Genomic DNA, 17,934 nt, shown 5'->3' with positions numbered 1-17,934 from the left:
CCGAAGCACTCAAGCAACTACTCTCACGACCAACAGAAACAGGTGTTGCAACCACCACCTGAATCCACCCAGCGACTCTGTCGCTGGTTGCAGACGCAGCGACGGGCGGACGGGAGGCACGGTGCGAGCCCGACCCGCGCCTCCAGTCCGGCTCGGGCGGACGGGAGGCCCGTGGCGGGGCCGCCACGAGCCTCCCGTCCGCCTTCACGCGGCGTGACGGCGCGCGGCCAGCCGGCCGCGCAGGGTCGCGTCCTCGTACTCGCGATGGAACACGCCGCGGCGCTGCAGGATCGGCACGAGTTCGTCCACGACGGTCTCGAGCCCCCGGGGGAACTCGTCGATCATCAGGTTGACGCCGTCGGCGGCACCGGTGCGGTACCAGTCCTCGATCGTGTCCGCCGCCTGCTCCGGTGTGCCGACGACGATCCGCGCGCCGTACCCGCCGAAGCCCCGCAGGACCTCGCGGAGGCTCGCGTTGTTCGCGCGGACCCAGCGGACGACGGTCTCGTGGTACCCGAGCGACGGGCCGTACGTGACGGGGTCGACCTCTCGGTCGAGGATCGACGACGGGATGGGCGCCGCCGGGTCGAGGCCGCTGAGGTCGGCGTCGAGGTGCGTCCCGAGCGCCCGGAGTGCGTACCCGTCCGGCGCCAGGGACTCGAGGTGGTCGAAGCGGGCGCGGGCCTCGGCCTCGGTGCTGCCGAGGACGAGCGAGAGCCCGGGGACGACCGTCACGTCGGAGGACCGCCGGCCGTACGTCTCGGCGGCGCGCTTCACGGCGCGGAGGTGCTCCCGGGCGGGTTCCGGGGTGAGCTCGACGGCGAAGACGCCCTCGGCGACCCGGGCGGCGAGGTCGCGGCCGTGCGGCGATCCCCCTGCTTGGAACACGACCGGGTGCCCCTGCGCGGACGGCGGGACCCGGAGCAGACCGTCGTGCGACAGGAACTCGCCGCGGTGGTGCACGGTGCGCCCGGTCACGGCGGAGGCCCACAGCGCCTGGACGAGGTCGACGAACTCCCCGGCGCGGGCGTAGCGCTCCGGGCGGTCGGGGTTCCGTGCGACGCCGAAGTTCGCGGACACCGACGGGTCGTACGTCGTCACCGCGTTCCAGCCGACCCGTCCGCCGGAGACGGTGTCGAGCGACAGGGTCCGCTCGGCGAGCTCCACCGGGTCGTTGTACGTCGTCGACGCGGTGCCGACGAGCCCGAGGTGCGTCGTCGCGCCGGCGATCACCCCGAGGGCGACGAACGGCTCGAGCAATCCGTACGCCCGGACGTTCGGGTCGCTCCACGCGGGGTGGTCGGCGAGGAAGACCATGTCGAGGAGGCCGCGCTCGGCGGTGCGCCCGAGGTCCTCCCAGAACGCCGCGGTGAGGAGGTCGGTGGCGGCGACGTCCTGGGTCCGCCACGCTGCCGGTCGCTGCCCGAAGCCCTGCAGGTTCACGCCGAGGACCAGTCCGGCGTCGGCGTCGCGGCTCATGCGGCGGTCGCCGGGTCGGGCTGCGCGACGTCGGCCGGCAGGCGGTCGTTCGCCGGCAGGACGTCGTTCGCCGGCAGGACGGGGGTCACGGCGGAGAGGCGCAGGTCGGCGTCGGGCAGGTCCACGTCGTCCCAGACCGCCAGCACGGGTGAGCCGCCAGGACGCGACGGGGTGGTCAACGGCCCACGGACGCGGTACCCGTCGGGTCCGCCGTCGTGGTCGAGCGGCCGGACGCGATCGGTGTCCGCGAACACCCCGGTCGAACGGTCCCCCACGATGCTGTCGAACGGCCACGTCGCCCAGAGACCGCGGACCACCCGTGCGAACTCGGCGGGGTCGTGCAAGCGTTCGTCGTCAGCAGTGGGCTCGTGCGCACCGTGGTCGCGCGCACCGGGGTCGTGGGCACCGTGGTCGTGGGCACCGACGAGCAGCCCCACGCGACCGCCGAGCACGTGGTCGAGGGAGAGCACGCGGCGGGCGACGTTGTACGGGTGGTCCCGCGTCGGGGCGACGGCGATCAGGAAGCGGTGCGCCGGCAGCACACGGCCGAGGGCGAGGGCCGCCGACGTCGGGTCGACCCGTGGTCCGCCGGCCCGTGCCGGGACGAACCGGTCCGCGCCGAGGACGACCGTGTCCGCGTCGGTGCGCCGGATCCGGTCCGCGAGTCGGGCGATGCCGCCGGGCTCGTGGACCGCGGTCGCGAGGTCGGGGTCTGGGACGCGGATCGGCGATGCGATGCGTCTGCTGGTGTCCGTCATCTGTCCTCCGGGATCGGGAGCGGCCCGCCACCGTCGCCTCCCCAGCGCCGGGTGGCGGGCCGTTGCGGACGACCGTACGGGTCGCGATGAGCGCGCTGCCCGTGGGCGTCACCGCGTTGCGCGGGATGACGGGGCGTTACGTCGCGGCTGTCACGGCGCGACCGGGCGTTACGCGGTCACGGCGTCAGCGCTCGACGAGGCGGCGGCTGCCGTCGGGTCCCGCCGGTCGAGCGGGCTCGCGCCGTTCACCAGGTGGTCGCCGACGATCCGCCGCTTGTGCACGCGCGGGTTGTGCGACGACAGGGTGCGGGCGTTCCGCCAGTGCCGGTCGAGGCCGATCGCGCGGAAGGTCCCCGACGAACCGAGCGCGTCGAAGACCACGGTCGTGGCGTCCAAGACCGCATCGGTCACGACGGTCTGCGTCTGAGCCACCGTGATCCAACTTCGCTGCAGCAGCCCCGTGAGCGTCTCGTCCGTCGCCGGATCCACTCCGGCCGCGAGCAGTTCCGCGTGGCGGTCCACGGCGTCGTCGATGGACCCGAGGCTCGCGACGAACGCCGCGTCCGCCGCGTACACCCGCGCGGCGACGGTCCCGACGACACCGAGGAGCTCCGGGTCGTGCGAGGGGCGGGCCTCGGTCCCGTTGTGGTGTCCACGGGCACGGGCCCGCAGCGCGGCGACGCCGTCACGCAGCGCCGCACGCCCGATGCCGACGAGGATCGCGTGCATGAAGGTCTGGTAGTACTGCTCCTGGTACGGGTACCGCGTGGCGAACGGGTGGACGCGCTCGTCGGGGACGTGCACGTCGGTGTACCGCACGCTGCCGCTCCCGGTGATGCGCTGCCCGAAGCCGTCCCAGTCGTCACCGACCACCACGTCGGGGTCCTCGGCGTCGACGAGTGCCACGACCTGCTCCCCCGCCTCGTCGATGGCCATCACGGTGATCCACCTGGCGTAGACGCTGCCCGTCGAGTAGAACTTCGCGCCGTTGATCCGCCAGCCGCCGTCCGGGTCCCGACACGCGGTCGTCGTGATGCGCTCCCCGGTGGCGTTCGGCGTCTCGCTCCACCCGCCCCCCACGACCTCGCCGTCGCCGAGCCGTGCGACGAGGTCCCGATCAGCGGCGCCGCCGTCCGCGTGCACCCGGTCCTCGACGAACGAGAAGTGGTTCCGCCACACGTGCGCCAAGTTCGGGTCGACCTCGGCGATCTCGGCGACGGCGCGGAACAGGTCGGACAGCCGAGCCCCGACGCCGCCCCAGTCCTCCCGGGTTCGCCACCGCGCGAACCCGGCCTCGACGAGCCACCCGAGCTGCTCCGTCGCGAGGCGCTCGTCACGCTCCCGCTCGAATGCGTCGAGTCCGATCCGCTCGATTACGGGTCGGAGCGGCGCGATGAGCTCGTCGTACCGGTCGTCTGCTGGGATCTCACTCGGGCACATGCGGCGCACGCTACCGACCACGCGCACGGCCGGACACCGCGGCCGCAACCTCGTGCAACGCGGCGAAACCGGGCGTCACACCGGAGCGGCACGTCGTTCGTGTCAGCGTTGACGGACATGACCGCCAATGTTACGTTCGACGGACACGCTGCCCCATGTCAGCCTTGACGGACACGGAGACTTCATGATCGCAGATCGCGTCATCGACTGGGCGAACATCGTCCGGGAACGACGGACCATGCTCGGCGCGACCCAGGCGGACGTGGCAGCCGAGTTGGGGACAAGCCGGCAGTGGGTGTCGAACTTCGAGAACGGTCGATCCACCTCGGTTGCCGAACTCGCCACCGTCTTGCGACTCCTCGCGATCCTCGACCTGACCGCGCTGCTCACCGCGGAGCCGGCCGATGCCTGACACCCACCTCGGCGTGTACCTGGGGGGACGACGCATCGGGTCCGTCGCCGAGTCCGACGGTGCACACCGACTGACCTTCGACGACGAGTGGAGACGGTCCTCTGGCCGACTCGAGTTGAGCGCAGGACTCGTGAAGTCACAGCGCGTGCACGAAGGTCCGCGAGTGTCGGCGTACCTGCAGGGGCTCCTCCCCGACGACGCGCGGGTCCGCAGCCGTTGGGCAGCCCGGTTCCAGACGGCGAACACACCGCTCGGCCTGCTCCGGCACATCGGCCTGGACTGCGCTGGCGCCGTGCAGTTCTCGACCACGACGAGCGACGACCTCGATCTCCCCGGCGGTCTCGAACCCGTCGACGACGCCGACGTCGCCGAGCATCTCGCTGCCCTGCGCGGTGATCCGTCGGCCTGGGCGATGCCAGCGGACCACGGCGGCTACTTCTCGCTCGCCGGGATGCAGTCGAAGTTCGCCTTGCGGCGCACGGATGACGGGTGGGCCGTCCCGTGGGGCAGCGAGCCGTCGACGCACATCCTGAAGCCGGGGATCTTCGGCCTCCCACACCAGGGTGTCGTCGAGCACCTCACGCAACGGGCAGCGCGTGCCGTCGGGATCGACGCTGCGACGACCACGATCGAGCGCTTCGGCGACGAGGTCGTGCTCGCCGTGGAGCGGTACGACCGGGTGCGTCACCCCGACGGCACGGTCGAACGCGTCCACCAGGAGGACTTCGTCCAGGCACTCGGCATCGACCCGGAGACGAAGTACGAGTCCGACGGCGGGCCGGGCATCCGGAGCTGCGCAGGCCTCCTCCGCGACGCCCTGCGCGGCCGGGCAGCCACCGAGGGCATCAGGCGGTTCGTGGAAGGCGTGGTCTTCCACTGGGTCGCCGTCAGTACGGACGCGCACGCCAAGAACTCGTCGCTCCTCCACACCGCACGCGGAAGCGACCTGGCACCGATGTACGACGCAGCGTCCGCTCTCGCGTACGAACGCGTGGACGGCATGCACCCGAAGCAGGTCAAGCTCGCGATGAAACTCGGTTCCGACTACCGGGTCGACTCGACACAGGCGCGGCACGTCGCCCGGACGGCGGCAGACGTCGGCGTGGACCCGCAGTGGGTCCTCGAGCGCGCCCGATCGATCGCCTCGGCGTTCCCGGACGCGATCTCCGAGGGGCTGCGTGCGCTCGCGGGCGCCCAGGTCGGCGTCGACGACGCGTTCCGCACCGCCTTCCTCGACGCGGCGGCACGCCGATCGGCTGCGGTCATCCGATCGATCGATCAGATGAGGTCGCTTCCCGCTGCGGAGACGCAAGCTGCTGCCCGAACCACTTCCGGGCGGTTTGCGGCGAGACGGGGAGAGTAGCGTCGACGCGATGACCATCAACGACCTGACCGCGCCGTTCGCCGGGCAGGGGTTGGTGCAGATCGGCGAGGTCCTGCTCGCGTTCGCGCTCGCATCGCTCATCGGGCTCGAACGGCAGCTCCGGTCGAAGAGCGCTGGTATCCGCACGCAGACCATCGTCGGCACGGCCTCTGCGCTCATGCTGCTCGTCAGCAAGTACGGCTTCAGCGACGTCCTGCTCGCCGGCCACGTCGTCCTCGACCCGTCGCGCGTCGCGGCCCAGATCGTCTCGGGCGTCGGGTTCCTCGGCGCCGGGCTGATCCTGACCCGCCGGGGAGCCGTCCGCGGGCTCACCACCGCGGCCTCCGTCTGGGAGACCGCGGCGATCGGCATGGCCGCCGGTGCCGGACTCTGGCTGCTCGCCCTCGTGGTGACCGCCCTGCACTTCGTGGTGGTGTTCGGCTACACCGCGCTCATCCGCGCGCTCCCCCGTTCAGCCGAGTCGTCGTTGACGCTCGACGTGCTGTACGACTCGGGCCGTGGCGTGCTCCCGAAGGTCCTGACGCTCGTCACGGCCGGCGGCTGGCACGTCGGCCGACTCGTCCAGCAGGACAGCGACCGCGACGAGACGACCGCGGTCCGACTGGAGGTCACCGGGCCTCGGGACGCCGGCATGTTGCTCGCACAGCTCGGCGAGGTCGACGGCGTCCGCGCGGTCGACCCCACCGCGGCCGACGACCTGGAGTGACCCCTGCCATGATCGACGGATGCCCTCGTTCTTCCTGACCCACGCCGAGGTCGTCGTGGACCCCGCCGCGCCCATCGAGTCGTGGCACCTGTCCGACACCGGCCGGGCCCGCGCCGCTGCAGCACACCGACACGCCTGGGGTCCCGGCACGGCACGGATCGTCTCGAGCGAGGAGCGCAAGGCCATGGAGACCGCCGACCTCCTCGCCCGGGCCGTCGGCCGGACCACGACGGTCGACCCGCTCCTCGGCGAGATCGACCGGAGCGCGACCGGCTACCTGCCGCCGTCGGAGTTCGAACCGGTCGTCGACGCCTTCTTCAGCCGTCCCGCCGAGTCGGTCCGGGGATGGGAGCGCGCGGTCGACGCGCAGGCCCGCATCGTCGATGCCGTCCGCCGACACACCGCTGACGGCTCCGACGTCACGATCGTCTCGCACGGCGCGGTCGGTGCGCTGCTCCTCGCGGACCTCACCGGGGCGGCGATCGGCAGGGACCTCGACCAGCCGGGCATGGGCAGCGTCTTCACGTTCGACCCGCGCGCGTGGCGCGCGACGTCGAGCTGGACGCGCGTGACGCCCTGAAGGTGCCCACCCACCGGACTGGAGGCTCCCCCACGGCCCGCCCCGCGCCTCCAGTCCGACCGGTGGTCGGTTCCCCCCCGTGTTCCCGTCGCGAGCCTACGGTCGCGGTCCGGTCGTCACCGCCTGGTACCCGCGGGATGTGTCCGGAGACCCACTCAGGCCGGGAGCTGCTCGCCCGCCTCGACCGCGACGTCGAGCCGGTTCTCGGCGGGCGGCAGCGGGCAGGTGGCGTGCGCGGTGTAGGCGCACGGCAGGTTCGTCGCGCGGTTGAAGTCGATGCGGGTGCGGCCCTCGGCATCGGGGGCGTCGATGTCGAGGCTGCGGTTCGCCGCGTACGTCGTGACGCCACTCGTCCGGTCGGTGAACAGCACGTGCAACCCGTCGCCGTGCCCGTTGAACGCCAGCAGGGTCCGCGGCCCGTCGAGGTCGAACGACAGGGTCACGGGAGCGGCGTACACGTGCTGGAGTCCGTCGACGACGGAGCCGACCGTGACCTCGCGCGGCTCGTCGAACGGGGTGAACCGGGCGTCGACGACGAAGCGCTCGTCCGGTGCGTAGGCCGGTGTGCCGCGGTACCCGGTGCGGATCGGGCTCGACGGGTGCCTCGGACGGACGACGTCGCTGCCACCACGGCGGGCGACCTCGACCACGGTCGTCTCCTCGTCGGTGCGCCACACGGCGATGGTGGACGAACGCTCCGCGAGCGGCCCGAACCGGTGCGTGCCCGTGACGACGGCGCCGTCGATCTCGAGCGACTCCCCGTCCGCGAGCTCCACGACGGGACCGTCCTCGCTCGTCGACCAAGCTCCGGGAGCGTCCTCGAAGCGCTCGGGCGTCCACGTCAGCCAGCGGATGCTCGTGATGGCGAGGAAGCCGTGCTCGTCGGCGCGAGCGGCCTCGTGCGCGTCGTGCCACGCGCGCCAGTCGGCTGCGAACGAGGTCTCGGTCGTCGTGGTCATGCGTCGACGGTACGTCGTCAGGGCACCCGGTGCCGACTCGGGACGACACGGGGCGTCACCGGTGTGCGCGGCGGACCGGTGGTCGCACCGGTAGCGTGAGATCGGCAGGGTCGAGGAGGTCACGTGCACGGCGACGCAGTGGACACACTGGGCATCGACAGTGTGTGGTTCGACCCGCTCTGGCGCATCGAGGTCCGACTGACGCCCCTCGAAAGGACGCTCCTCACGACGTGGCCGGTCCGGCGGCTCGCGTTCATCGCCCACGCGGGCGCGGCGTCGATCACCACGACGCAGACGTACACGCGCCTCGAGCACTCGCTCGGAGTGCTCGCCCTCGTGGCGCACTTCGACCCCGACGACGCGCTCGCCCGGGTCACCGGTCTGCTGCACGACGTCGGACACCTGCCGTTCAGCCACACGCTCGAGGGGCTCGGCGGCCTCGACCACCACACGCTCGGTCGCGCGGCGGTCCGCGGGCTCGCCGACGTGCTGCGCGAGGGCGGCATCGACCCGGAGGCCGTGATCAGCACGGACGACGGCGCACTGCCGTCCCCGCTGACGAACCGGAGCGGCGGTCTGAAGCTCGACCACCTCGACTCGTTCCTGCGCAGCGGTCAGGCGCACGGCCGGACGACCTCGCCGCCAGCGGAGCTCCTCGACCGGCTGCGGCTCGTCGACGGCACCGTGGACACCGACGCCACGACCGCCGCAGAGGTGGTGGACCTCGCCGTGCGCGAGGCCCGGGCACAGCGGTCCGAGGCGAACATCGTCCCGAACGTCGTGCTCCGGTCGCTGGTGACGCGCGTGCTCGACACGGGGACGCTCACGCCCACCAGGTTCGCGGGGCTCACCGACGACGAGCTCTGGGCGGTGCTGCTCGCCGACCCGGCCACGGTCGACGAGGCCGTCGAACTCCGTCGGCACCCGGAGCACTGGCAGTTCGCCGACGGACACACCCCGGCGTCCGACGACGCCCTCGCCCATGTGATCCGCCGGACCTACCTGGACCTGCCCACCGTCGACGGCGCGGTCATCACGAGTGAGGACGTCACCGAGCTGCAGCGCGGGATCCCCCTCGACCTCGCCGTCCAGCGCACCCGCGTGCCGAGCGCGCTCCGGAGTGGGACGATGACGTCATGACCGGTCCCGGGAGCACGAGCGACGGGCTGTCCCTCGACGAGGCAGCCGCGATCGCCGAGCACGCACGCGAGGGCCGTCTCGACATGGACGACCCGCAGATCCGGCAACTCGTCGGCGAGGCGAACCGGATGATGGTCCGCACGCAGATGTGGGGCGAGCAGCCGGCGACCCCCAGGCGACGCTGGAAGCGGCGCGGCCTCGCGATCGGCGCCGCAGCCATCGTCGCGATCTGGGTGATCGGCCTGCTGGGCCCGCTCCTGCTCCGCCTCGGCGTCTGAGACGAGCGCTGCCGCGACCGCCTACCAGGGGTGGGCGATGTCGCGGGGCCGAGCCGGGCCTCCCGACCGGATCTGCCGCACCGCGGGGACGACGGGACCGGCCGGGGCGGAGGTGAGCAGCACGGCGCACGCTGCGCCGCGGGCGACGACGTCCTCGCCGAGCGCCGTGAACGCCACCGCTGGAGCGCGACGCGAGCCCAGGCGTTCGAAGAGCCGCGCCTGCAGCGCGTCGAGAAGGGTCGCGCCGCCGGCGAGTGCTGCGCTCCCGCCGACGACCACGCGCTGGACGTCGAGGAGTTCGACGACGTGGACGAGCGCCGAACCGAGCGCCGCGCCGGCCTCGGCGAGGAGCGGCCGCGCCGCGGGCAGCGCGCACAGCCGTTCGAACGCCGCGCGGACGGACGCGGGGTCCTCGGCGACCGGTGGGAGCAACCCGGCGGCCACCCCGCGCCGGACCTGCTGGAGGGGCTGACAGGCGTCCCAGAGCTCGGTCCAGCCGCCGTGCGCGTGCACCGGGATGCCGCCGAACTCCCCCGCGTTGCCGGTGCTGCCGCGGACGACCTCGCCACCGACCACGATGCCCGCTCCCACACCGTGCCCGAGGTACACCGACACCAGGTCCTCGGTCGATCGCGCCGTCCACCACTCGGCGAGGGCGCTCGCGACGACGTCCTTCTCGATGCGGACGGGGAACCCGGTGCGCTCCGCGAGTTCGGCTGCGAGCGGGACGCCGGACCACGAGGCGAGCTGCACGGGAGCGCCGAGCGCCGCACGGTCCTGCTCGATGGGGCCTGGTGCCGCGACACCGATGCCCGCCACGCGCGCGCGGTCGATCCGAGCGGCGGTCACGAGGTGGTCGACCGCGCCGGCCATCGCGTCGAGCGTCGACGAGGGATCGTCGACGGCGGCCGCGCCGAGGTGTTGTTCGGCGACGAGCCCCCCGGCGAGGTCCAGGAGCACGACGGAGACCTGCGCGGGGTCGAGGTGGACGCCGACGGCGAAGCGACCGCCCGGAGCGAGCTCGAGGCGACGACCGGCGGCCGTGCCGTCGAGGAGCTTGTCTGCCGCGCCGGTCTCACGGACCAAGCCGTCGGCGAGGAGTCGGGCCGCGATGTTCGAGACCGTCTGGGCGGTCAGTGCCGTCCGGGTCGTCAGCGCCGAACGGGTCACTGGACCATCGCGACGCACGACGTCGAGCACCACGGCGCGGTTGTGCGCTGCGATGTGGGTCGCGTTCTGCCCTGCAGACATCTCAGCGATCCGGTGCTTGACGAGGCTCGTGCATGGTCCCTAGCATTCCTGACCAAGCGAATTTGTCAATCAATTGGATTGAACTGATCCGGACGGGCAGATCGCCGAGTGACCACACCGAGGTGGTCGCGCCCGTCGTCACACCGGTGTGACACGGGAACTCGAAGGGACGCCCGTGACGACGACCGCTCGCCCGGCCACCACAGCGCGACCCGCTCCACCGACCGAGCGCACCGGTCGACGAGCGGGGAAGAAACACCCCTGGACCGCAGCGGAGAAGCGACGTCTCCGCATCGGTATCGCCTTCATCTCCCCGTGGATCTTCGGGGTCCTCGTCTTTATCGCGTACCCGCTGATCTACTCCTTCGTGATCAGCCTGACGCGGTACTCCGGCATGAATGCGGCGACCTTCGTCGGGTTCGGCAACTACATCGCCGCCTTCATCGACCCACTCGTCCACACCGCCGTGGGCAACACGCTGTTCTACGCGGTGATCGCGGTGCCCGTCGGCATCGTCGTGGCGATCGTGATCGCGCTCGCGATGAACCAGGACGTCAAGGAGATCAGCTGGTACCGGACGGCGCTGTACATCCCGTCCCTCATCCCGACCTTCGCCCTCGCGTTCATCTTCGTCGTGCTCGTCAACCCGCAGACCGGCATCGTGAACCAGGCGTTGAAGCTCGTCGGCGTCCCGGCGACGAACCTGCTCGGCGACCCGACGACGGCGAAGCTCGTGATCGTCGCGCTGGCGCAGATGGGTGCCGGCAACGCGGCGCTGGTGTTCCTCGCCGGCATGCGCGGCATCCCGAAGACCCTGTACGAAGCAGCACGTGTCGACGGCGCCGGTCCGGTGCGGCAGTTCTTCGCGCTGACGCTGCCGCTGATCTCCCCCGCGATCCTGTTCAACCTGATCACGGGGATCAGCAACGGCCTGCAGGTGTTCACCGAGGCGTACGTGATCTCGTCCGGATCCGGCGGACTCGGGTCTCCGGACAACGGGACGTTGTTCTACATGCTCTACCTCTACAAGAACGCGTTCAGCTACGCGCAGCTCGGGTTCGCGAGTGCGATGGCCGTGCTCCTGTTCCTCGCCGGGATGATCCTCTCCGGACTCGTCTACTGGCTGTCCAAGCGGTTCGTGAACTACGACGTGAGCGGGGAGTGACGCCATGACGATGCAGAAGGACCGAGTGTCCACCGAGACGTCGTCGATCGAGGACGTCCGCCCCAAGGACCGCAGGAACGCCCGCGCGGACCGCTCCAGGAACGCCGACGGCTCCGTCCGCTCGCCGTGGTCGTCGATCGGCGCCCGCGTGGTGCTCATCGCGATGAGCCTGCTGTTCCTCATCCCCATCTACTGGATGGTGATCTCCGCGCTGAAGAGCAACAGCGAGCTCGGCGCGTTCCCCCCGACCTGGTTCCCGCAGTGGCTGGACTGGTCGAACTTCGGCGATGCCGTGAACGCGATGCCGTTCTTCACGTTCTTCCGGAACACGCTGATCATCACCGTGCTCGTGACGCTGTTCTCGATGGTGTCCAACCTGGTCATCGCCTACGGGTTCTCGTGCATCGAGTGGCGCGGCCGCGACCGGATGTTCTACGTCGTGCTCGCGACGCTCTTCATCCCGTTCCCGGTGACACTCATCCCGATGTTCGACCTGTACGCGCGGCTCGGCTGGATCAACACCTTCCTGCCGCTCGTCGTGCCGAGCCTGTTCGGGTCCGCGTTCTACGTGTTCCTCCTCCGGCAGTTCCTGCTGCAGATCCCGAAGGACCTGCTCGACGCCGCACGCATGGACGGCGCGTCCGAGTGGCGCATCCTCTGGCGCATCGTCTTCCCGCAGGCCAAGGCCGCGCTCGTCACGGTCGGCATCTTCGCCGCGGTGGGTGCCTGGAACGACTTCCTCGGGCCGCTCATCTACCTGCAGGACGAGAACGTGCAGACCCTGTCGATCGGCCTCCAGGTCTTCCGCCTGAACAACAGCGCGGACTTCCAGTTCAACCAGCTGATGGCGGCATCGATCCTCATCATCCTGCCGCTCGTCATCCTGTTCTTCTTCTTCCAGCGGACCTTCCTCAAGGGCATCCAGATCGGGAGCTTCAAGTGAACGCGCGACACAACGGCGCCGCCTTCGACCGCCGGACCTTCCTCCGCGCCGCCGCCGCGACGGGCGGTGCTGGTGCCCTCGCGTTGCTCGCCGCCGGGTGCGCGACGGGCGGTGCTGGCAGCAACCCGAACTCGGTCTCGATCTGGGGCGTCACGGGCACCTTCGTGCCGTTCCAGACGAAGGTCATCAACCAGTTCAAGCAGCTGCACCCGGAGATCGACGTCCGCGTCAACCAGGTGCCCTCGCAGGGCACCGGCGACGCCACCAGCGTCATCACGGCCGTCCGCGGCGGGACCGCTCCCGACCTGTGGCTCCTCGACCGGTTCAGCGCGGCGCAGTACGCGGCGATCGGGCTCATCGAGCCGATCGACGAGCTCATCGACGAGTTCGAGAACGTCTCCAAGGAGGAGTTCTTGTCCTCCTGGCTCGGGTTCACCGTCGGCGAGCTGACGTACCAGGGCAAGACGTACGGCCTGCCGCACGACACCGACGCCCGCGGGATGTTCGTGAACCGCACGATGCTCCGCGACGCCGGGCTCGACGTCGACGAGTTCGACTGGGAGCAGAACGGCCCGGTGACCATGGACCGGATGGCCGAGGTCAGCGACAAGCTCACGAAGAAGGAGGGCGGCAACTACAGCAAGATGGGCCTCCTCCCCTGGTACGGCGAGGGCTGGCCGTTCACGTGGGGCCTCGGACTCGGAGCGTCCTACTTCGACCAGGCCGACTCGCAGATGACGATGGACTCCGGCAGCGTCAAGAAGATCTACGAGTTCTACGACGAGTGGGCGCAGCGCTACGGCTACCGCGCCGCCGACACGTTCATCGCCACGTACGAGCCCACAGGACACCCGCCGGGGCAGACCGCGTTCCTGGCGAACCGGATGGCGTTCATGGTCAGCGTCCCCTCGACGATCCAGACCTTCGACAACTACGGGCCGAAGGACCTCGACTGGACCGTCGCGTACCTGCCGACCCAGGCCGCCGGTGACGACAAGTACACCTGGTCCGGCGGCTTCGCGCTCTGCCTGCCGAAGGGCTCGAAGAAGAACAAGGCCGTGTGGGAGCTGATGAAGTACTTCACCGGCAAGCGCGGCCAGGAGACCTACATGGTCCCCGCCACGAGCGTCCCGTCGAACATCGCTGCGCTGAAGGACCCGAAGGGCTCCGCGAAGTCGATCCGCTTCTTCGTCGAGTCGATGCCCGACTCCACCTGCCGCCCGCCCCTGCCCGTCGGAGGCGCCTGGTGGGACTCGCTCGCCGACGCCAGATCGAGCGTGCTCCTCGGCACCGCCTCACCGCAGGAGGCGGTCGAGCGGGCACAGGCGCGGGTCAACCCGATGATGCAGACCTACTCCCCGTTCAAGCTGCCCAAGGACTACGACAAGGTCCAGGTCTAGCGACCGGACCCCCTCATGAAAGGCAACCATGCCCAGCACCACCACCCCGATCCGCGTCGCCGTCCTCGGCTTCTGGCACGTCCACGCCGGTGACTACGCCCGCCAGACGGTCGAACACCCCGGGACCGAGCTCGTCGCCGTGTGGGACGACGACGTCGCCCGTGGCCGCGAGGGCGCCGAGCAGTTCGGAGTCGAGTTCACCGACGACCTCGACGCGCTGCTCGCCCGCGAGGACATCGACGCCGTGACGATCACGACGTCGACCGACGTGCACCGCGACGTGATCACCCGCGCCGCCCGCGCCGGTAAGCACGTCTTCACCGAGAAGCTCCTCGCCCCGACGGTCGAGGAGTGCGAGGAGATCATCGCGACCTGCGACGCCGCCGGCGTCAAGCTCATCGTCTCGCTCCCCCGGCTGTACCACGGCTACACCCAGGCGATCCTCGAGGAGATCCGGTCCGGCCGCCTCGGCGAGGTCAACCACGCCCGCGTCCGCCTGTCGCACGACGGCGCGATCCGGCCGTGGCTGCCGGAGCGCTTCTTCGACCCGTCGACCGCGATCGGCGGAGCGCTGACCGACCTCGGCTGCCACCCCGTGTACCTCACGCAGCTCTTCCTCGGTGCGCGTCCCGACTCGGTCGAGGCCGTCTACCGCTCCGTCACCGGCCGCGCCGTCGAGGACCACGCGGTCGTCACGGTCGGCTACGCCTCCCAGGCGATCGGCATCATCGAGGCCGGCTTCGTCGCCGGCACCCCGTTCACGATCGACGTGGCCGGCACCGGCGGATGGCTCTCGTTCTCCGACCAGGAGGCCCGGCTCACCGCCGGCGGGTCGGCGTACGGCGACGAGCCGGTCACCATCCCGGTCCCCGAGGACGGCCAGGACGCCTTCGGACAGTGGGTGGACCACATCACCTCCGGCACGCGTGCCGACGACAACATCGCCCGCGCCGTCGAGCTCACGAGGCTCGTCGTCGCCGCGAACGCCGCTGCGCGCACCCCCGTCGCGGCCTGACCGGCCGCACGATCGACCGACACCAGCAACCCAGCACGAAACCAGGAGTCACCATGTCCAACGACACCATCCGCGTCGGACTCATCGGCGGCGGCGGCATCGCGTCCGCACACATCGCCGGCTACGCCCAGCACCCGGACCTCATCCGCATCGCCGCGGTGGCTGATGCGTTCGCGTCGACCGCCGAGGCCCGCGGCGCCGAGCTCGGCGTGCCCCACTTCACCGACTACCAGGAGATGCTCGACCGCGCCGACATCGACGCCGTCGACATCTGCCTGCCGCACCACCTGCACCGTGACGCGATCGTCGCCGCGGCACGGGCCGGCAAGCACGTCCTCTGCGAGAAGCCGCTCTGCCTCACCCCCGAGGAAGCGCGCGACGTGCAGGCCGCCGTGAGCGAGGCCGGCGTCACGCTGATGTGTGCGCACAACCAGCTCTTCATGCCGGCGGTCGCGAAGGCGAAGGAGCTCATCGAGACCGGCGTCCTCGGCACCGTGTACGAGGTGCGCACGACGGACAGCTTCCGCAACGACTTCGACCCGGAGAACATGGGCTGGCGTGCACACGCGTCGAAGAGCGGCGGCGGCGAGCTCATCGACACCGGCTACCACCCGAGCTACCTGCTCATGCACCTCGCCGGCGGCGTCCCCGTCCAGGCGACGGCGCTGCTCTCCACGCACCGACTGACGTTCATGGAGGGCGAGGACTCGGCGCAGGCCCTGTTCCGCTTCGACAACGGCGCCGTCGGCCAGCTCGTCACGAGCTGGGCGTACGAGCCGGCTGCCGGCACCGAGCGCTTCAGCGCCGTCGGTGAGCTCGGCTCCCTGACGAGCGACGGCACCACGCTCCGCTGGGACCTGCTCGACGGCACCAGCGAGACCGTGACCTACGAGGACGTGGACACGTTCGCGGCGGAGATCGGCGCGTTCGGCGAGTGCCTGCGGGACGGCACGCGTCCGATCCACACCGAGCGGGAGGGCATCGCCGTGCTGGGCATGATCCTCGCCGCGTACGAGGGCGCCCACAGCGGCTCCATCGCGTCGGTGCTCCAGGTGGAGCCGGTCTCCGCGTGATCCTCGACGACGAGACCACCTCGGTGCTCCGGACCGCTGCTGACGCGGTCCGGGGCACCGCCGGTGTCGGCGTCGGCGACCGGGTCGAGGAAGCCCTCACCCGCACGCTGACCGACACCATCACCCTCGACGACGACGGCACCGCCTTCGTCATCACCGGCGACATCCCCGCGATGTGGCTGCGCGACTCGACGACGCAGATGCTCCCCTACCTGCGCTTCGCGGCCGACTCCCCGGCGATCGCGGACGTCCTGACCGGGGTCGTCCGCCGGCAGTTCCGGTGCATCGACCACGACCCGTACGCCAACGCCTTCAACCGCTCGGCCACCGGCGCGCACCACGATGCCCGGGACCTCTGTGCGGACCCGTCGGTGTGGGAGCAGAAGTACGAGGTCGACAGTCTCGCCTACCCCGTCCAGTTCGCCCACCGACTGTGGACCGCGACGGGGCGCACCGACCTGTTCGACGAGCGCGCCCACCGGGTCCTCCGCACGATCGTCGACCAGTGGCGGGCCGAACAGGACCACGACGCGTCCGCGTACCGGTTCGTCCGGGATGTCGGGATCCCCACCGAGACGCTCGACCGCGACGGTCGCGGCACGCCCGTCGCCGTGACGGGCATGACCTGGTGCGGGTTCCGACCGTCGGACGACGCCTGCACGTACGGCTACAACGTCCCGGAGAACCTGCACGCCGCGCAGGCGCTGCTGGACCTCGCCGAGATCGCCCGCAACGTGTACGGCGACGAGCGACTCGCCGACGACGCCGACGCACTGCGGTCGGCCGTCCTCGACGGGGTGCGGCGGCACGGGATCGTCGAGCACGACGGCGAGTGGGTCTACGCGTACGAGGTCGACGGGCTCGGCGGCGTCGTGCTCATGGACGACGCGAACATGCCCTCGCTGCTCTCGCTGCCGTTCGACGCGCCCGACGTCATCGACGCCGAGGTCACCGCCGCGACCCGACGCCTGGTGCTGTCCCCCGCGAACCCGTACTGGTTCAGCGGTGCGGCGGCCGAGGGCATCGGGAGCCAGCACACCGAGCCGAACCGGGTGTGGCCGATCGCGCTCTGCGTCGAGGGCATCACCGGGACGCCGGAGCGCCGACGGGAACTGCTCGCCGTCCTGCTCGCGACGGACGCTGGGACCGGCCGCATGCACGAGTCGTTCGACGTGGACGACCCCGCCGCGTTCTCGCGGGAGTGGTTCTCGTGGGCCGACGCGATGTTCTGCGAGCTCGCACTGACCGTGGCGGACGACCTCAGTGGTCGCGGAGCGCCTCGATCAGCTCGCTCTTCCGCTTCGACGAGTACCCGGTGAGTCCGAGCTCCTTCGCACGCTTCCGGAGATCGGCAACGGTCCAGTCGTCGTAGGAGCCGGACTCCCCGCCCTTCTTCCCGACCGCCCGCTTGCCCTTCGCGGCCGCGGCGTTGCTGATCCGCGCGGACTTCTCCTTGGAGTTGCCCTCTGCTCGGAGTTCCTCGTACATCTCGGGGTTCTTCACGCCCCGCATCTGCTGGTTCGGCATGGCCGAGACCGTACGCCGCCGAGCCTCAGTGCTTCTCGGGGTCGTTGCCCCAGTTCATGAGCGAGTACCGCCACGCCGTGTCGTGCACGTCGCCCTTGGGGCGCTGCTTCGCGTGCCGCGCGACGTACCCGACGACCTTCCGCATGTGCGCGTAGTCGGCGTCCGTGTAGTCGGCCTGCTTCTTCTCGAGGATGCGGACGATGTGCCGTCCGCTCTCGTGCCCGGTGGACTCGGTGCTCCCGCCGGACTTCTGCCCGACCTCCTTGGACTCGTCGGTGTCGAGCCATTTCCGGAGCTCGGACGCGGTCATGTTGACCGCATCGGCGAAGTCGGCCCTGGTCTGCTGGTCGTCGTCACTCATGGCACCACCATCGTCCCGGCCGCTGGACGATCCGGCTGACCGGTGTCCCCCGGCCGGCGGGGC

At 71.0% G+C, this 17,934-nt stretch carries 19 protein-coding genes; 12 read left to right on the top strand and 7 right to left on the bottom strand.

Features of this window, described 5'->3' with window-relative positions:
* Nucleotides 1-204: 204 nt before the first annotated feature.
* The 3 genes from ACO0E1_RS14705 to ACO0E1_RS14695 all read right to left on the bottom strand — a co-directional run bounded on the left by ACO0E1_RS14705 (nucleotide 205) and on the right by ACO0E1_RS14695 (nucleotide 3,677).
* Entirely contained in the window at nucleotides 205-1,479 is a 1,275-nt protein-coding gene (locus tag ACO0E1_RS14705; RefSeq protein WP_422874874.1) for an NtaA/DmoA family FMN-dependent monooxygenase, read from the bottom strand.
* Nucleotides 1,476-2,237 (bottom strand): LLM class flavin-dependent oxidoreductase, encoded by a 762-nt coding sequence (locus tag ACO0E1_RS14700; RefSeq protein WP_422874873.1) that lies wholly within the window; start codon nucleotides 2,235-2,237, stop codon nucleotides 1,476-1,478. Before ACO0E1_RS14700 ends, ACO0E1_RS14705 begins: the two co-directional genes overlap by 4 nt.
* 168 nt (nucleotides 2,238-2,405) lie before the next feature.
* Nucleotides 2,406-3,677 (bottom strand): acyl-CoA dehydrogenase family protein, encoded by a 1,272-nt coding sequence (locus ACO0E1_RS14695; RefSeq protein ID WP_422874872.1) that lies wholly within the window; start codon nucleotides 3,675-3,677, stop codon nucleotides 2,406-2,408.
* A gap of 184 nt (nucleotides 3,678-3,861) precedes the next feature.
* Between ACO0E1_RS14695 and ACO0E1_RS14690 the strand changes: the two genes are divergently transcribed.
* Genes ACO0E1_RS14690 through ACO0E1_RS14675 form a run of 4 tightly spaced genes read left to right on the top strand, consistent with a single transcriptional unit; the run spans nucleotide 3,862 to nucleotide 6,759 of the window.
* Nucleotides 3,862-4,089 carry a helix-turn-helix domain-containing protein gene (locus ACO0E1_RS14690; protein WP_422874871.1) on the top strand — a complete coding sequence of 76 codons (228 nt, stop codon included), beginning with the start codon at nucleotides 3,862-3,864 and terminating at the stop codon, nucleotides 4,087-4,089.
* Nucleotides 4,082-5,452: a type II toxin-antitoxin system HipA family toxin gene (locus tag ACO0E1_RS14685; protein WP_422874870.1), complete on the top strand. Its 1,371-nt coding sequence runs from the start codon at nucleotides 4,082-4,084 to the stop codon at nucleotides 5,450-5,452. The genes ACO0E1_RS14690 and ACO0E1_RS14685 overlap by 8 nt, the downstream gene beginning before the upstream one ends.
* 10 nt (nucleotides 5,453-5,462) lie before the next feature.
* Nucleotides 5,463-6,179, top strand: a complete 717-nt coding sequence (locus tag ACO0E1_RS14680; protein WP_422874869.1) for an MgtC/SapB family protein — start codon at nucleotides 5,463-5,465, stop codon at nucleotides 6,177-6,179.
* A 19-nt stretch (nucleotides 6,180-6,198) separates the two neighbouring features.
* Nucleotides 6,199-6,759, top strand: a complete 561-nt coding sequence (locus tag ACO0E1_RS14675; RefSeq protein ID WP_422874868.1) for a histidine phosphatase family protein — start codon at nucleotides 6,199-6,201, stop codon at nucleotides 6,757-6,759.
* Nucleotides 6,760-6,914: 155 nt separating this feature from the next.
* Here ACO0E1_RS14675 and ACO0E1_RS14670 read toward each other — a convergent pair whose 3' ends face one another.
* The gene (locus ACO0E1_RS14670) at nucleotides 6,915-7,718 is read right to left on the bottom strand and encodes a DUF1684 domain-containing protein (RefSeq protein WP_422874867.1); all 804 of its coding nucleotides are present in this window, start codon (nucleotides 7,716-7,718) and stop codon (nucleotides 6,915-6,917) included.
* A gap of 123 nt (nucleotides 7,719-7,841) precedes the next feature.
* On the opposite strand from ACO0E1_RS14670, the gene ACO0E1_RS14665 reads away from it, so the two are divergent.
* Complete coding sequence (locus ACO0E1_RS14665; protein ID WP_422874866.1) at nucleotides 7,842-8,858, top strand: HD domain-containing protein; 1,017 nt, start codon at nucleotides 7,842-7,844, stop codon at nucleotides 8,856-8,858.
* Nucleotides 8,855-9,136 carry a hypothetical protein gene (locus tag ACO0E1_RS14660; protein WP_281264330.1) on the top strand — a complete coding sequence of 94 codons (282 nt, stop codon included), beginning with the start codon at nucleotides 8,855-8,857 and terminating at the stop codon, nucleotides 9,134-9,136. The genes ACO0E1_RS14665 and ACO0E1_RS14660 overlap by 4 nt, the downstream gene beginning before the upstream one ends.
* 21 nt (nucleotides 9,137-9,157) lie before the next feature.
* Here ACO0E1_RS14660 and ACO0E1_RS14655 read toward each other — a convergent pair whose 3' ends face one another.
* A complete protein-coding gene (locus tag ACO0E1_RS14655; RefSeq protein ID WP_422874865.1) occupies nucleotides 9,158-10,387 on the bottom strand; it encodes an ROK family transcriptional regulator in 1,230 nt (409 codons plus the stop codon).
* Nucleotides 10,388-10,562: 175 nt separating this feature from the next.
* On the opposite strand from ACO0E1_RS14655, the gene ACO0E1_RS14650 reads away from it, so the two are divergent.
* Genes ACO0E1_RS14650 through ACO0E1_RS14625 form a run of 6 tightly spaced genes read left to right on the top strand, consistent with a single transcriptional unit; the run spans nucleotide 10,563 to nucleotide 17,302 of the window.
* Nucleotides 10,563-11,552, top strand: a complete 990-nt coding sequence (locus ACO0E1_RS14650; protein WP_422874864.1) for a carbohydrate ABC transporter permease — start codon at nucleotides 10,563-10,565, stop codon at nucleotides 11,550-11,552.
* Nucleotides 11,553-11,556: 4 nt separating this feature from the next.
* The gene (locus ACO0E1_RS14645) at nucleotides 11,557-12,495 is read left to right on the top strand and encodes a carbohydrate ABC transporter permease (RefSeq protein ID WP_420364470.1); all 939 of its coding nucleotides are present in this window, start codon (nucleotides 11,557-11,559) and stop codon (nucleotides 12,493-12,495) included.
* On the top strand, nucleotides 12,492-13,895 hold the full coding sequence (locus ACO0E1_RS14640; RefSeq protein WP_422874863.1) for an ABC transporter substrate-binding protein: 1,404 nt from the start codon (nucleotides 12,492-12,494) through the stop codon (nucleotides 13,893-13,895). Before ACO0E1_RS14645 ends, ACO0E1_RS14640 begins: the two co-directional genes overlap by 4 nt.
* A 28-nt stretch (nucleotides 13,896-13,923) precedes the next feature.
* On the top strand, nucleotides 13,924-14,910 hold the full coding sequence (locus ACO0E1_RS14635) for a Gfo/Idh/MocA family protein (protein WP_422874862.1): 987 nt from the start codon (nucleotides 13,924-13,926) through the stop codon (nucleotides 14,908-14,910).
* A gap of 53 nt (nucleotides 14,911-14,963) precedes the next feature.
* The gene (locus ACO0E1_RS14630) at nucleotides 14,964-15,983 is read left to right on the top strand and encodes a Gfo/Idh/MocA family protein (protein WP_422874861.1); all 1,020 of its coding nucleotides are present in this window, start codon (nucleotides 14,964-14,966) and stop codon (nucleotides 15,981-15,983) included.
* Nucleotides 15,980-17,302 (top strand): glycoside hydrolase family 125 protein, encoded by a 1,323-nt coding sequence (locus ACO0E1_RS14625; RefSeq protein WP_422874860.1) that lies wholly within the window; start codon nucleotides 15,980-15,982, stop codon nucleotides 17,300-17,302. The genes ACO0E1_RS14630 and ACO0E1_RS14625 overlap by 4 nt, the downstream gene beginning before the upstream one ends.
* Here ACO0E1_RS14625 and ACO0E1_RS14620 read toward each other — a convergent pair.
* On the bottom strand, nucleotides 17,244-17,510 hold the full coding sequence (locus ACO0E1_RS14620; protein WP_422874859.1) for a DUF7218 family protein: 267 nt from the start codon (nucleotides 17,508-17,510) through the stop codon (nucleotides 17,244-17,246). The genes ACO0E1_RS14625 and ACO0E1_RS14620 overlap by 59 nt on opposite strands.
* Before the next feature lie 25 nt (nucleotides 17,511-17,535).
* On the bottom strand, nucleotides 17,536-17,871 hold the full coding sequence (locus ACO0E1_RS14615) for a DUF3140 domain-containing protein (RefSeq protein WP_402728540.1): 336 nt from the start codon (nucleotides 17,869-17,871) through the stop codon (nucleotides 17,536-17,538).
* Between the last annotated feature and the right edge of the window lie 63 nt (nucleotides 17,872-17,934).

The organism is Curtobacterium guangdongense, assembly GCF_049341845.1.
GTDB lineage: Bacteria > Actinomycetota > Actinomycetes > Actinomycetales > Microbacteriaceae > Curtobacterium > Curtobacterium guangdongense.
The sequence above is the reverse complement of the archived record's forward strand: the minus strand, read 5'-3'. Positions and strand labels throughout refer to the sequence as shown.

Coding starts and splice junctions, on each gene's coding strand:
- ACO0E1_RS14705 (WP_422874874.1), bottom strand. CDS start 1,479: ATGAGCCGCGACGCCGACGCCGGACTGGTCCTCGGCGTGAACCTGCAG.
- ACO0E1_RS14700 (WP_422874873.1), bottom strand. CDS start 2,237: ATGACGGACACCAGCAGACGCATCGCATCGCCGATCCGCGTCCCAGAC.
- ACO0E1_RS14695 (WP_422874872.1), bottom strand. CDS start 3,677: ATGTGCCCGAGTGAGATCCCAGCAGACGACCGGTACGACGAGCTCATC.
- ACO0E1_RS14690 (WP_422874871.1), top strand. CDS start 3,862: ATGATCGCAGATCGCGTCATCGACTGGGCGAACATCGTCCGGGAACGA.
- ACO0E1_RS14685 (WP_422874870.1), top strand. CDS start 4,082: ATGCCTGACACCCACCTCGGCGTGTACCTGGGGGGACGACGCATCGGG.
- ACO0E1_RS14680 (WP_422874869.1), top strand. CDS start 5,463: ATGACCATCAACGACCTGACCGCGCCGTTCGCCGGGCAGGGGTTGGTG.
- ACO0E1_RS14675 (WP_422874868.1), top strand. CDS start 6,199: ATGCCCTCGTTCTTCCTGACCCACGCCGAGGTCGTCGTGGACCCCGCC.
- ACO0E1_RS14670 (WP_422874867.1), bottom strand. CDS start 7,718: ATGACCACGACGACCGAGACCTCGTTCGCAGCCGACTGGCGCGCGTGG.
- ACO0E1_RS14660 (WP_281264330.1), top strand. CDS start 8,855: ATGACCGGTCCCGGGAGCACGAGCGACGGGCTGTCCCTCGACGAGGCA.
- ACO0E1_RS14655 (WP_422874865.1), bottom strand. CDS start 10,387: ATGTCTGCAGGGCAGAACGCGACCCACATCGCAGCGCACAACCGCGCC.
- ACO0E1_RS14645 (WP_420364470.1), top strand. CDS start 11,557: ATGACGATGCAGAAGGACCGAGTGTCCACCGAGACGTCGTCGATCGAG.
- ACO0E1_RS14635 (WP_422874862.1), top strand. CDS start 13,924: ATGCCCAGCACCACCACCCCGATCCGCGTCGCCGTCCTCGGCTTCTGG.
- ACO0E1_RS14630 (WP_422874861.1), top strand. CDS start 14,964: ATGTCCAACGACACCATCCGCGTCGGACTCATCGGCGGCGGCGGCATC.
- ACO0E1_RS14620 (WP_422874859.1), bottom strand. CDS start 17,510: ATGCCGAACCAGCAGATGCGGGGCGTGAAGAACCCCGAGATGTACGAG.
- ACO0E1_RS14615 (WP_402728540.1), bottom strand. CDS start 17,871: ATGAGTGACGACGACCAGCAGACCAGGGCCGACTTCGCCGATGCGGTC.